The sequence below is a fragment of the Acidovorax sp. Q11 genome (genome assembly GCF_054950075.1).
In genome coordinates this window covers 40068-53412 of the sequence record NZ_JBUDZG010000012.1, presented here as the reverse complement: position 1 = coordinate 53412, position 13345 = coordinate 40068, and the positions used below count along the sequence as shown (strand labels likewise).

Sequence of the window (13345 nt, the reverse complement as noted above, 5' to 3'; positions counted from 1 at the left end):
CGGAATGCAACACTGGCGCACATCCACTCAGCGCTGTATGACCCGCTCCCAATCCAGCCCAAACCGCGCCAGATACTTGCGCAGCCGGTCCGCGTCGTTGACCACCGTGCGCTGCGTGCGCGAGGCCTGGAACAGCAGGCGCCCGGCATCCGACAGCGTGCGCGACTGGCGGCAGACCTGCAGCACGGCCGCCAGTTGGAGCTGGTCGAAGAGGTCGATGGATTCCACCGCCTCGTCGCCCAGCAAGGCCGCGATTTCGTCGCGTCCTACCGCGCCTGATGCGGGTGCCAGGCCATGGCGCGCATCGCTGGCGGGCTGCCACAGCCAACGCAGGCGGGCGATCTCGGCCTCGACCAACGGCAGGCCGATGCGGCCGCTGTCGGCCAGCGTGGCCAGGCGCGTGACGCTGGCCGACAGGTCGCGAAAGTTGCCGATCCACAGCGCCTCGGGCGACTGGGCATAGCGCAGATAGGCGGCGCGCGCTTCGTTGGAAAAGCGCACGCTGCGTCCCAGTTCCGTGCCCGCACGCACCAGCAGGTGCTCCACGTTGGGCTCAATGTCCTCGGGCCGCTGCGCCAGGCCAGGCAGCACATAGCTCCAGAGGTTGATGCGTGCGAACAGGTCTTCACGAAAGCGGCCGGCGGCCACCTCGTTGCGCAGGTCGCGGTTGGTGCCCGCCACCAACTGGAAGTCGCTCTCCACTTCGCGGTCACTGCCCAGGGGGTAGAAGCGTTTTTCCTCCACGGCCTTGAGCAGCATGGCCTGCTCGTCCGGGCCCAGCTCACCAATCTCGTCGAGGAACAACACGCCCTTGTGCGCCGTACGCAGCAAACCCGCACGGTCGGCCGCCGCACCGGTGAACGCACCTTTCTTGTGGCCGAACAGGGTGGACGCCGCACCGTCGCCATGCAGCGTGGCGCAGTTCACCTCCACAAATTCGCCCTCGACCTGGTGGCGGGATTTTTTCAGCTCATACATGCGCCGCGCCAGGTGCGACTTGCCTGCGCCCGTGGGCCCCGTGAACAGGATGGGCGCGCGCGAGCGCACCGCCACGCGCTCCACCTCGTCGATCAGCGCGTTGAAGCGGGCGTTGCGCGTGGCAATGCCGCTTTTGAGGAACTGCACCGCATCCTGCTGCTCCGCGCCGAAGCGCTGCGCGATCACGTCGTAGCGCGAGAGGTCCAGGTCGATCAGCGTGTAGCTGCCCGGATTGCCCATCTGCTGGCGCTTCGGCGGAGAGGTCTGCACCAGCACACCCGGAATGCGGCGCGACTCCACCAGCAGGAACAGGCAGATCTGCGCGACGTGCGTGCCGGTGGTGATGTGCGTCCAGTACTCCTCGCGCTCGGTGTCAAAGCGGTAGGCCTGCGTCCAGTCATACAGCTGGGCATAGACCTCGCCAAAGTCCCACGGGTCGGCAATGGGCAGCGGCACCAGGTTGACCGTGGTCTCGGGCGAGGCGGTGGCCATGTCAGCGCGCACCTGATGGGCCAGCTCGCGGTGCGGCGGGGTGTAGAGCAGCTCCAGCCGCTCGATCACCACGTCTTCATGCTGCACCAGCGATACGGTGGGGCGCCATTTCTCCCACCGGCCAGCGCCTTTGCCGGAGTCGAGCTGGGTGCCCAGGAATCCGATGACGACTTTGTTTTTGCGCATGTCTTTTTATCTATTTCACTAGCATTAATTCTAGCTATTTTGATTCCCACACACTTTCAAACCCCACTCAAAGGAGAATATTCACTTACAAATCAATAACTTGCACACATCGAATGCCTTGCCCTGCAAGCTGGCACACATCTGGCAATAGAAGATGCATCCAGCGCAAGCGGTGACCGCTCACAGGCTGGGGTTAGGACAAATGTTCGCCCCACCGGTGCCGGGCGTCCGGGACCTTCGGGCTCTGTCGATGTTCTGCATGCCGCACATCGCAACCGCTGGATAACGGCACGGTCGTGGTGACCACTCCGAAAGGATGTGTCTGGTTCGACTCCAGGCGTGCCACCACTGGTAGCTCAGTCTGGTAGAGCCCCGCCGAAAGGCGGTTGTCGCAGGTTCGATTCCTGCCCACGGTCGCAAGACCTTGATTGGAAGTACCGGTCGAAAGACCACCCGCCGAACGCGGGGAGAGGCCCCCTGGTTGCGCTGCAACCGCAAGGACTTCACCCCGTCAGCCGGTGGCGGTTTGTGCCAGCACCCGGCACAGCCTGCGCCCGCAGCCAGCCACGCTGCCGCCCTGCTTGCAGGGCAGCAACCACGGCACACTGCAGGGCCCTGGCTGTGCCCCCTGGCACCCCGCCATTGCTGTAACGGCACCCTGATTGCAACGACAACGACAGAACAAGGAGAAGAAAAATGATGAAGCTGATCGAACGAGTGACCGTGAAGAAAAACGAACGCGCCCTGCTGCTGCGCAATGGCAGCTTTGACCGCGTGCTCCAAAGCGGCACCTACTGGCTGTTTGCAGGCATGGACCAGTTGCGCGTGGAGACCTTCGCGCTCGAACAACCTGCTTTCACCCACGGCCTGGCCGACTACCTGATGGCGCAGGAGCCTGCCGTGGTGGCGGCAGAGTTTGTGCAAGTGAACCTGTCGGAGCAGCAAGTGGGCCTGCGCAGCGAAAACGGCGTGCTGGTGGAGATCCTGCCCCCCGGCACCCGCCGCCTGTACTGGAAAGGTTTGGCGGAGGTGAGCGTACAGGTGGTGGACCTGCAAGCAGGCGCTGAACTGCCCGCCGCACTGGTGGCGCGATTGACGCAAACCCAGCTGCGCCAGCGCAGCGTGACCGGATTGACCGGCGTGCTGCAGGTACAGGTGCCCGAGGGCCAGTGCGCGCTGTTGACGGTGGACGGCAAGGTGGAGCGCCTGCTGACCGCAGGCACCTACGCCTTCTGGAAGTACGGCCGCACCGTGGCGGTAGAACTGGTGGATTTGCGCCTGCAAGCCGTGGAGGTCTCGGGCCAGGACATCATGACCCGCGACAAGGTCAGCCTGCGCCTGAACCTGTGCGCCACTTACCGCTACACCGATGTGCTGCGCGCCTTTGCCCAGTTGCAAAAGCCTGCCGACCACCTGTACCGCGAGCTGCAGTTTGCGCTGCGCGCCGCCGTGGGCACCCGCACGCTCGACGAGCTGCTGGAGAACAAGACGGTGATCGACGAGGTGGTGACCGCGCACATGGCCGCCAAGCTGTCGCCCTACGGCATGCAGCTGGAGAGCGTGGGCGTGAAGGACATCGTGCTGCCGGGCGAGATGAAAGCCATCCTGACCCAGGTGGTGCAGGCCCAGAAGCAGGCCGAGGCCAACGTGATCCGCCGCCGCGAGGAAACCGCCGCCACGCGCTCGCTGCTCAACACCGCCAAGGTGATGGAGGACAACCCCGTCGCCCTGCGCATGAAGGAGCTGGAGACGTTGGAACGTGTGGCCGAGCGCATCGACAAGATCTCGGTGTTTGGCGGCCTGGACCAGGTGCTGAATGGGCTGGTGAAAATGAGATGAAAGAACGCTATGAAGAAGCAACCGACACCTGCAACCACACCGCTGGAAGCCGCCACACAGGCGGTCTACCAGGCATTTGCCAAATACAGCGCACCAGAGGTGGGCACCCTGAATGTCTGCACCGCCTGCTGCATGGACGCTGACCTGGCACTGCAAATGAGCCACCTCCCGCTGCCCCAACTGACCGAGAAGCACATCTACCAATACAACGATTCGGCCAAGAGCCAGGTGCAGCCTGCGGATGAAATCAAATACTTGGCCCCACGGCTGCTGGAACTGCTAGCCGAAGGCGCCCGGTTGCACCACTCCACGGAGCTGTATCTGGACCGCTTGGGACGGTGCGAGCCCGGCTCCTTTTCAGCGACAGAGCAGTCTGCGCTGCAGGGCTTTGCGCTGGCGTACTTTGCACAGGGGTTGGAGCAATGGCCCGCAGCCAGCGATTCGCTTTTCCAGGGGGATAACGCCTTCACCATCTTGCTCATGTGGGCCTATGCCCGCGTGCCGCTGGAGCCCTTGCTACAGCACTGGCTCGATAGCGACAGCGACGCATCGACCCTGAACTTTGTGGACGCGTGCTATTGGGACTATGTGTGGAATGCCAACCAGATGGGCAATGCGTTTGCCGCTGACCAGGCCGAATACAAACGCACCATGGAGGAATGGCTGAACAGGCCAGCCACCAAGGCACGTTGGACGGAAAAGCTCATGCGCCTGGCGGATGCAGGCCCCACCAGTTCCTGGTTGCCAGCGGGGGCCGTGGACCATCAGCGCTACCCGCTCCCGGAGCGGATCAGCGCAGTTTTTGACGCGATGACCGCATAACGCCCGTCGCCCTAAAAACGAACAACACAACAAAGAAACAACGAGAAAAGAACCATGACCAATAACTACGAACAACTCGAAATCCCGAACGGTGTGCCCGTGAAGATGTGGACCAACGGCGTACCCGTGGAAGAAGAAGCCCGAAACCAGCTGCGCAACATCGCGCGCCTACCCATCGTGTTCAAGCACGTGGCAGTGATGCCCGATGTGCACCTGGGAATCGGCGCGACCATCGGCTCGGTGGTGCCTACCCTCAAGGCCATCATCCCCGCTGCGGTGGGGGTGGACCTGGGGTGCGGAATGATGGCGTGCAAGACCACGCTGACCGCCAGCGACCTGCCCGACAACCTCTCTGGCGTGCGCGCCGCCATCGAGCGCGCGGTGCCGGTGGGGATGACGCCCAAGCGCTTTGGCCGTGATAAGGGAAGCTGGGATGCGCCGCCCGCTGAGACCGACCGCGCCTGGGCGGGGCTGGTGGATGAGTTCGACGAGATTTGCGAAGCGCACCCGCGCATCAAGAACACGAACAACTACAAGCACCTGGGAACACTAGGTACGGGGAACCACTTCATCGAGATCTGCCTGGACGAACACCAGTCCGTGTGGGTGATGCTGCACTCGGGTTCGCGCGGAGTGGGGAACGCCATCGGCACCCACTTCATCGAGCTGGCCAAGAAGGACGCCGAGATGAACCAGCGCAACCTGCCCGACAAAGACCTGGCGTACTTTGAAGAAGGTGCGCAGTACTTTGGCGACTACGTGAAAGCTGTGGGGTGGGCGCAAAAATTTGCCGCCGCCAACCGCGAGGTGATGATGGGCCGCGTGATTGCCGCGCTGCGAAACGTCATCACCAAGCCGTTCGAGACGCACATTGAGGCGGTGAACTGCCACCACAACTACGTGCAGCGCGAAACGCACTTCGGGCAAGACGTTTTCGTGACCCGCAAGGGCGCGGTGAGTGCTGAGCAAGGCAAGCTGGGGATCATCCCGGGGAGCATGGGGGCCAAGAGCTTCATCGTGCGCGGAAAGGGTAACCCCGAGAGCTTCAACAGCTGCAGCCACGGCGCGGGGCGAACCATGAGCCGCACCAAGGCCAAGAAGCTGTTCACCGTGGCGGACCAGATCAAGGCGACCGAAGGCGTGGAATGCCGAAAGGATGCGGACGTGATCGACGAGATTCCGATGGCCTACAAGGACATCGACGCGGTAATGGCGGCGCAGCAGGACCTGGTGGAGGTGGTGTACACGCTCAAGCAGGTTGTGTGTGTGAAGGGGTAACGCTTTATGACGCACAAGAACCACCAGCCCGATCGAGCCCTTTCGGTAGGACCAGGAGCGATCATCCGGGAGTACAAGGCAGATGAAGCACAGCAATGGGCTCAACGCTGGCTGGCTGTCTATGCGGCTGGGGAACGTGCTCCAGGTTTGAAACAGTACCTGTGGCACACGTTCAGCTATGAGGCTTACCCCAGCGTGTGCGGCAGCGATGCCGACCGGTGTTATGTGGAACAGGATGGCTCCGAGATTGTGGTGCTGGCCAACCACCGACGGACGGCTGTGCTGACTGATGCTTTGCCCACCCATTGCAGCATGGCGGACTATTGCGTATTTCCGCCCGATCTCGCATGGACCATGGCGTTTACCCATGAAGATGGGTGGCTGGGCCCTTACTTTGCGAAGCACCCTGACTATGCATCGCTGACAGAACGGGCCAAGCAACAACGAGTGGCCCGCCTGCGCAAGATCCAAGAAACGGAACGGGCCAGACAGAAAGGCTGGGTGTAGCCCGCCTTTGACGGACAGCTCACCAATTTTGATAACTACTAGCGCTTATCCATCAGGCGCTGAAGCCGATTTTTATGTACAAACAAGAACAACCATCAGAAATGCTGCGCTCCGCCCACCCGGTGGAGCCCCACATGCGCACGCAGGTGCTGGAGGCCCTGCGCGACATCGAGGCCCGGAACGATGTGACGGTGCTCTTTGCCTGCGAATCCGGCAGCCGCGGCTGGGGCTTTGCCTCGCCCGACAGCGACTACGACGTGCGCTTTATCTACGTCAACCGCCTTCCCTGGTACCTCACTGTCACGCCCGGGCGCGACGTGATCGAAGTGCCCATCAGCGGTGACCTCGACATCAACGGCTGGGACCTGCGCAAGGCCCTGAGCTTGATGCGCGAATCGAACCCCACGCTGCTCGAATGGCTGGGCTCGCCCATCGTCTACCGCGAAGAGGCGGACACCATGGCGCAGTTCCGCGCGCTGGCGGAGCAGGTGTTCTCCAACGCCAAGGGCTGGCACCACTACGCGTCGATGGCGAAGAAGAACTTTCGCGAGCATCTGCAGGCCGACACGGTGCGCTACAAGAAGTACCTGTACGTGCTGCGCCCACTGCTCGCCGCGCGCTGGATACGCACCCAACCCGGCGTGCCACCCATGCGCTTTGCCGAGTTGGCCCAGCACACACTGCACCCCGTACACGATGCCGCGCTGGTCGATGAAATCAACGCCCTGCTGGAGGTAAAGATGCGCGCGGGCGAAGCCGCCACCAGCCCCCGCTGGCCCGGCATCCATGCGTTCATCGAAGCCGAGCTGGCGCGCAACGCGGCAGAGCCGGTGCAGCCTCTGCCCGTGCATGGCAACGGCGCGCTGGATGCGCTGCTGCATGACACGGTGCTGCGCTATGACGGAGCACAAGCGGCGCGCGACTCCGCGTGAAGAGCAATGATCGATGCCCGCGTCATTCACGAAACCGAGGCGGAAATGAATCGCTTGCACGCGGCGTGCCGCGCTGCTGCTGCGCGCCAGCGTTCAAGCATGGTGTCACGTCAAGAACACCGGCGCGCTGCCGAGGAGTTCCGCAACTATCAGAGCCCGTTGTGGGGACTGTGGAGTGCGCAGGCTCAACGCGAAATCGTGGACAGCAGCGGTCCATGGCGCGACGCGGCCATTCTGTATTTGCAGATCAGCCCTCGGTTCTTTCGCTCAGGCTACCTGCGCGACGTGGTCTGCACCAGGATCAAACAAGCAGAGCTGCGACACAAGGAGCGCAAGGACATACAAGAAGCGCTGCTGCGATCGATCGTCCGCTGCCCTTCCACGGGCAGTTTCCGATACGACTGTCGCTTGGCCATCAAGGTGGCAGACAGCGATTTTTTGCAAGAGCTGCGATCCCTCTGCGGTAACCGCAACCCATGGATCAGCGGACGCGCGTCGCGCATGGAGCAAGCCATCCTGCGCCACGCCGAGCTGCCTTCCGAATCCGATATTTGAGGTCGCCTTGAGCGAAAACTACATTCATCAACCTTCGCGCTCCATGCAGGTCCCACTCACCCTCGACGGCTCCACCGGGGAAGGCGGCGGCCAGATCCTGCGCACCGGCCTGGCGCTGTCCATGGTCACCGGGCACCCGCTGCACATCACCCGCATCCGTGCCGGGCGGCCCAAGCCGGGTCTGATGCGCCAGCACCTGGCCTGCGTGCAGGCGGCGGTGGCCGTGTGCGGCGGGCAGGCCGAGGGGGCGGAGCTGAACTCGCAAACGCTGGTGTTCACGCCCGGTGCAGTACGTGCAGGCGACTACCGTTTTCAGATTGCGACGGCGGGCAGTTGCCTGCTGGTGCTGCAGACGGTGCTGCCCGCGCTGATGCTGGCCGATGGCCCGAGCCGGGTGGAGTTGCTGGGCGGCACGCACAACCCCATGGCACCGCCATTTGACTTTTTGGAGCGGGCATTTGCGCCGCTGGTGCGGCGGCTGGGCGTGGGGCTGGAGCTGGAGCTCAAACGCCGCGGTTTCTTCCCGGCCGGTGGGGGTGAGCTGGTGGCGCACGTCACCCCATCAGCGCAGCCTTTAACGCCCGTGGATGTGATGGAGCGCGGCCCGCTGCAAAACGCCTGGGCCGATGCACTGGCCCCTGGCATCTCGCGCGGCGTGGCAGTGCGTGAGCTGCAGACCCTGGGCCAGCGCATGGGCTGGACGGAGGAGGCAGGCCAATTGCGCCACCCACCCACGCGCCAGAACGAGGGTCCCGGCAATGCGCTGATTGCCAACCTGGAGTACGCACACATCACCGAGGTGTTTTGCCAGCTGGGCGAGCGCAGCCTGGCCGCTGAGCAGGTGGCCAAACGGCTGGTGGACGAGGTGCGCACCTACCAGCGCAGCGCGGGCGCTTTAGGCCCGCACCTGGCCGACCAGTGGATGCTGCCGCTGGCCCTGGCCGTGTGGCGCAGCGGCCAAGCGGCCCGCTACACCTGCAGCGAAGTGACGCAGCACACGGCCACCAATGCGCAGACGATTGCGCTGGGGCTACCGGTGCGGGTGCAGATCACGCCGGTGGAGCGGGCGATGCAAGTGGAGATCCGGCCTGCGGGCTGACGGTAGGCGCTGCCATGGCTGCCTTCACCCTGGCTATATCCATATCACCAGAGCCATAGAACAACTGGTTCAGAATGCGCTTCACCTCCCTCCAAACCAATCCGACACCTCACAGGAGACGCCATGAAAGTTGACAACATTCTGCAGACCATTGGCAACACGCCCCACGTGCGCATCAACCGCCTGTTTGGCCCGGGTGCCAATGTGTGGGTGAAGTCCGAGCGCAGCAACCCCGGTGGCTCTATCAAGGACCGCATTGCGCTGGCCATGGTGGAAGACGCAGAAAAGTCCGGCGCGCTCAAGCCCGGCGGCACCATCATCGAGCCCACCAGCGGCAACACCGGCATCGGCCTGGCGCTGGTGGCGGCAGTCAAGGGCTACAAGCTGATCCTGGTGATGCCCGACAGCATGAGCATCGAGCGCCGCCGCCTGATGCTGGCCTACGGCGCGCAGTTTGACCTGACGCCGCGCGAGAAAGGCATGAAGGGCGCGATTGCCCGCGCCCAGGAGCTGCAGGCGCAGACGCCCGGCGCGTGGGTGCCGCAGCAGTTTGAGAACCCCGCCAACATCGACATCCATGTGCGCACCACGGCGCAGGAGATCCTGGCCGACTTCCACGATGGCATCGATGCGCTGATCACGGGCGTGGGCACAGGCGGCCACATCACGGGTGTTGCCAAGGTGCTCAAGGCTCAGTTTCCGAATCTCAAGGTGTTTGCGGTCGAGCCCTCGGCATCGCCTGTGATTTCGGGCGGCCAGCCCTCGCCCCACCCGATCCAGGGCATTGGCGCGGGCTTCATCCCCAAGAACTTGGACACCAGCCTGCTGGACGGCGTGATCCAGGTCGATGCCGAACCGGCGCGCGAATTTGCCCGCCGCGCCGCGCGCGAGGAGGGCCTGCTGGTGGGCATCTCGTCGGGCGCCACGCTGGCGGCCATTGCGCAAAAGCTGCCCGAGCTGCCTGCGGGCGCCAAGGTGCTGGGCTTCAACTACGACACGGGCGAGCGTTACCTGTCGGTGGAAGACTTTCTGCCTGCTTGAGGGGCAAAAAATACAAGCCAAAATGGCCGTTTGCGCGCGACCATCAAGCGCTTAATGCTATTTAATTGATAGCAAACAGGTTTTAATAGCTTTGGCCCCAAGGCCCGCCACCCGGCGGGCCTTTTTTGTGGGGGCTGGTCAGCGGGGCCACGCCGGTAAAATCACGGCCCCACGACTTTGCACGCCGCCCGATCGACACGGGCCCGCAAGACCATGATCCGACTCTCCGAAATCCGGCTGCCCTTTACCGTGGCCGAAGCCCCCGAGGCGCCCCTGCGCGCCGCTGTTACCAAAATCCTGGGCATCGCCGATGCCGACATCGCCCACCTGCATGTGTTCAAGCGCAGCTTCGATGCGCGCAAGGTGGACCTGCTGGCGGTGTACATCGTGGACATCACGCTGGCTCAGCCAGCGCGCGAGGCCGCACTGCTGGCGCAGTTCGCAGGCAACCCGCACATCCAGCCCACGCCCGACATGGCCTGGCACGCTGTGGGCCAGGCGCCCGCCAAACTGCCGCTGCGCCCCGTGGTGGTGGGCTTTGGCCCCTGTGGCATCTTTGCCGCACTGGTGCTGGCGCAAATGGGCTTCAAGCCCATCGTGCTGGAGCGCGGCAAGACCGTGCGCGAGCGCACCAAAGACACCTGGGGCCTGTGGCGCAAGCGCGAGCTGCATGCCGAAAGCAACGTGCAGTTTGGTGAAGGCGGCGCAGGCACTTTCAGTGACGGCAAGCTCTACAGCCAGATCAAGGACCCGCGCCACTTGGGCCGCAAGGTGATGAACGAGTTCGTCAAGGCCGGCGCGCCCGAAGAAATCCTGTACGTGGCCCACCCGCACATCGGCACCTTCAAGCTGGTGAAGGTGGTGGAGAACCTGCGTGAGCAGATCATTGCGCTGGGCGGCGAGATCCGCTTCGAGCAGCGCGTGACGGACGTGATCATCGAAGGCCAGGGCGACCAGCGCCACCTGCGCGGCCTGAAGGTGCTGAACCAGGCCACGGGCGAGACCACCGAGCTGCGTGCCGACCATGTGGTGATGGCCCTGGGCCACAGCTCGCGCGACACCTTTGCCATGCTGTATAAGCGCGGCGTGGCCATGGAGGCCAAGCCGTTCTCCATCGGTTTCCGCATCGAACACCCGCAGGGCGTGATCGACCGCGCCCGCTGGGGCCGCCACGCGGGCCACCCGCTGCTGGGCGCGGCCGACTACAAGCTGGTGCACCACGCCGCCAACGGGCGCGCGGTGTACAGCTTCTGCATGTGCCCCGGTGGCACCGTGGTGGCCGCCACCAGCGAGCCCAACCGCGTGGTGACCAACGGCATGAGCCAGTATTCGCGCAACGAGCGCAATGCCAACGCGGGCATGGTGGTGGGCATCGACCCACGCGACTACCCGCAGGACGCGCAGGCATTTGAAACCCACCTGGGCCAGACCTATGGCGTCGAGGCCCTGCCCGCCGGGCAGTTCCACCCCTTGTCAGGCAGCGTGCTGCAGCGCCAGCTCGAATCGAATGCCTTTGTGCTGGGCGGGCGTGACTACAGCGCACCGGGCCAGCTGGTGGGCGAGTTCATCGCGGGCAAGCCATCTACGCAGCTGGGTGATGTGGAGCCCTCGTACAAGCCCGGCGTGCTTCTCACCGACCTGCACGCTGCCCTGCCCGGCTACGCCATCGAGGCGCTGCGCGAGGCGCTGCCCGCGTTCGGCCGCAAGATCAAGGGCTTTGACATGCACGACGCGGTGCTGACGGGCGTGGAGACACGCACCTCGTCGCCGCTCAAGATCGGGCGCAATGAGAACCTGCAAAGCCTGAACACACCGGGCCTGTACCCGGCGGGTGAAGGCGCGAGCTACGCGGGCGGCATCCTGTCGGCGGGCGTGGATGGCATCAAGGTGGGTGAGGCGGTGGCGCGCTGCATATTGGCGCAGAGCCTCTAAGCGGCGGCGTTCTTCTATCTCCGCATTCACCAAAATACTGTATGCTTAAACAGTTTTTAGCCCGAAGGATTTGCTGTGCCGCTGAGTTCCATTGAAATCTGCGCGGGTGCAGGCGGCCAGGCGCTAGGCTTGGAGCAGGCCGGTTTTGAGCATGTCAGTCTGGTTGAGATCGAGCCACCAGCCTGCGAAACCCTGCGGTTCAATCGCCCGCAATGGCATGTCACGCAAGGTGATGTGCGCCACTACCAAGCAGATCGCTGGCGGGGTGTTGCTTTGTTGGCAGGAGGGGTTCCCTGCCCTCCTTTCTCGAAAGCGGGAAAACAACTCGGAATCGACGATGAGCGGGACCTTTTTCCGGAGGCCATTCGTTTGGTGTCTGAATGCCTGCCCGAGGCAGTGATGCTGGAGAACGTGCGCGGCCTGCTGGATGCAGTGTTCGACGACTACCGCAAGAGCATTGTTGAGAGCCTTCAAAAGTTGGGCTACGTGGCTGAATGGCGCTTGCTGCATGCAAGTGACTACGGCGTGCCGCAGTTACGGCCACGGGTGGTTTTTGTAGCGCTGAAGAAGGATGCCGCAGCCTACTTCAGCTGGCCCGAAGCCCAATCGAAACGCCCGCCAACCGTGGGCGATGCGCTGGTAGATCTGATGCAAGCCGATGGATGGCACGGCGCTGAGCAATGGAGGCAACAGGCGAATGAGATTGCCCCGACCTTGGTGGGAGGCAGCAAAAAGCATGGGGGCCCAGACCTCGGCCCCACGCGCGCCAAAAAGGCGTGGGCAGCGCTTGGCGTGGATGGCATGGGGATTGCCAATGCAGCCCCAGAGCCCGACTTCGTCGGCATGCCTCGTTTGACGGTTCGAATGGCCGCTCGCATCCAGGGCTTCCCAGATCACTGGCAATTCAGCGGGAAAAAAACAGCGGCTTACCGGCAAATCGGCAATGCTTTCCCGCCCCCGGTCGCCTGCGCAGTCGGTGAAAAAATACGCATCGCGCTCAACGCGGCCGCAAAACCCAAACTCAAACGAGCCTGACCATGCAAGACAAACCTGCCAGGGGTGGCGCCCGAGGCAAACTGCGCGCCCATTTCCTCGCCAACTTGGGTCGCGTGATGGACTCAGACGAGCTGCGCACGGTGGCAGACAACCAATCTGAATGGGCTCGAAGGGTGCGTGAACTGCGCACCGAAGAGGGTTACCTGATCCTGACGCACAACGACCGCAGCGCACTCAAGCCCGGGCAATACCTGCTCGAAACCGCTAAGCCACAACCGGCATTCGCACGTGCCATTTCGAAAGAAACACGGGCCTTTGTGCTGGACCGGAACGGGTTCACTTGCCAGATGTGCGGAGCCGTAGCAGGTGAACCCCACCCCTACGACACCACCCGCAAAACGCGCTTGCACCTCGGGCATGTCATCGACAAAAGCATGGGCGGCACCGATGACCCCGCCAATTTGCGCGCCATCTGCTCGGTCTGCAACGAAGGCGCATCCAATGCCACCTTGACCCGCCCGGATCTGCAAAAAATCCTGATCCAGGTTCGCCGCGCCACGGCAGCAGATCAGCTAGAAGTACTCAAGTGGCTCATGGCGAAATTCCCACAGCAGGCCAGCGCGCACCTACAACCCAAGCCGTGAGCGCTTGGCAGGTGTGCAATCTGCACACCCCCATTTGAAGCCGT

Annotated in this window: 12 protein-coding genes and 1 tRNA gene; 12 read left to right on the top strand and 1 reads right to left on the bottom strand. The window is 63.5% G+C overall.

All coding sequences use genetic code 11. The features are described 5' to 3' along the window. Positions 1-27: 27 nt before the first annotated feature. Positions 28-1656 carry an RNA repair transcriptional activator RtcR gene (gene rtcR, locus ACYZGB_RS11835; RefSeq protein ID WP_462388456.1) on the bottom strand — a complete coding sequence of 543 codons (1629 nt, stop codon included), beginning with the start codon at positions 1654-1656 and terminating at the stop codon, positions 28-30. Positions 1657-2000: 344 nt separating this feature from the next. Here rtcR and ACYZGB_RS11830 point away from each other — a divergent pair. The 12 genes from ACYZGB_RS11830 to ACYZGB_RS11775 all read left to right on the top strand — a co-directional run bounded on the left by ACYZGB_RS11830 (position 2001) and on the right by ACYZGB_RS11775 (position 13301). After that, positions 2001-2073: transfer RNA gene (locus ACYZGB_RS11830), tRNA-OTHER, on the top strand. 282 nt (positions 2074-2355) lie between these two features. Then, positions 2356-3495, top strand: a complete 1140-nt coding sequence (locus ACYZGB_RS11825) for a slipin family protein (RefSeq protein ID WP_462388544.1) — start codon at positions 2356-2358, stop codon at positions 3493-3495. Positions 3496-3504: 9 nt separating this feature from the next. Then, the gene (locus ACYZGB_RS11820) at positions 3505-4317 is read left to right on the top strand and encodes a hypothetical protein (protein WP_462388455.1); all 813 of its coding nucleotides are present in this window, start codon (positions 3505-3507) and stop codon (positions 4315-4317) included. A gap of 54 nt (positions 4318-4371) precedes the next feature. Continuing rightward, on the top strand, positions 4372-5595 hold the full coding sequence (locus ACYZGB_RS11815; protein WP_462388454.1) for an RtcB family protein: 1224 nt from the start codon (positions 4372-4374) through the stop codon (positions 5593-5595). A gap of 6 nt (positions 5596-5601) precedes the next feature. Continuing rightward, positions 5602-6102, top strand: a complete 501-nt coding sequence (locus ACYZGB_RS11810) for a DUF4275 family protein (protein WP_462388453.1) — start codon at positions 5602-5604, stop codon at positions 6100-6102. A gap of 101 nt (positions 6103-6203) precedes the next feature. Further along, a complete protein-coding gene (locus ACYZGB_RS11805; protein ID WP_462388452.1) occupies positions 6204-7034 on the top strand; it encodes a nucleotidyltransferase domain-containing protein in 831 nt (276 codons plus the stop codon). Positions 7035-7040: 6 nt separating this feature from the next. Then, positions 7041-7589, top strand: coding sequence for a hypothetical protein (locus ACYZGB_RS11800; RefSeq protein ID WP_462388450.1), 549 nt, complete (start codon positions 7041-7043; stop codon positions 7587-7589). Positions 7590-7632: 43 nt separating this feature from the next. Beyond that, positions 7633-8688: an RNA 3'-terminal phosphate cyclase gene (gene rtcA, locus ACYZGB_RS11795; protein ID WP_462388449.1), complete on the top strand. Its 1056-nt coding sequence runs from the start codon at positions 7633-7635 to the stop codon at positions 8686-8688. 123 nt (positions 8689-8811) lie between these two features. Further along, positions 8812-9729, top strand: a complete 918-nt coding sequence (gene cysK / locus ACYZGB_RS11790) for a cysteine synthase A (protein ID WP_462388448.1) — start codon at positions 8812-8814, stop codon at positions 9727-9729. A gap of 213 nt (positions 9730-9942) precedes the next feature. Next, positions 9943-11661 (top strand): NAD(P)/FAD-dependent oxidoreductase, encoded by a 1719-nt coding sequence (locus tag ACYZGB_RS11785; protein WP_462388447.1) that lies wholly within the window; start codon positions 9943-9945, stop codon positions 11659-11661. Between the two features lie 75 nt (positions 11662-11736). Beyond that, positions 11737-12696 (top strand): DNA cytosine methyltransferase, encoded by a 960-nt coding sequence (locus ACYZGB_RS11780; protein WP_291469824.1) that lies wholly within the window; start codon positions 11737-11739, stop codon positions 12694-12696. A gap of 2 nt (positions 12697-12698) precedes the next feature. Further along, a complete protein-coding gene (locus ACYZGB_RS11775) occupies positions 12699-13301 on the top strand; it encodes an HNH endonuclease (protein ID WP_462388446.1) in 603 nt (200 codons plus the stop codon). Positions 13302-13345 lie beyond the last annotated feature (44 nt).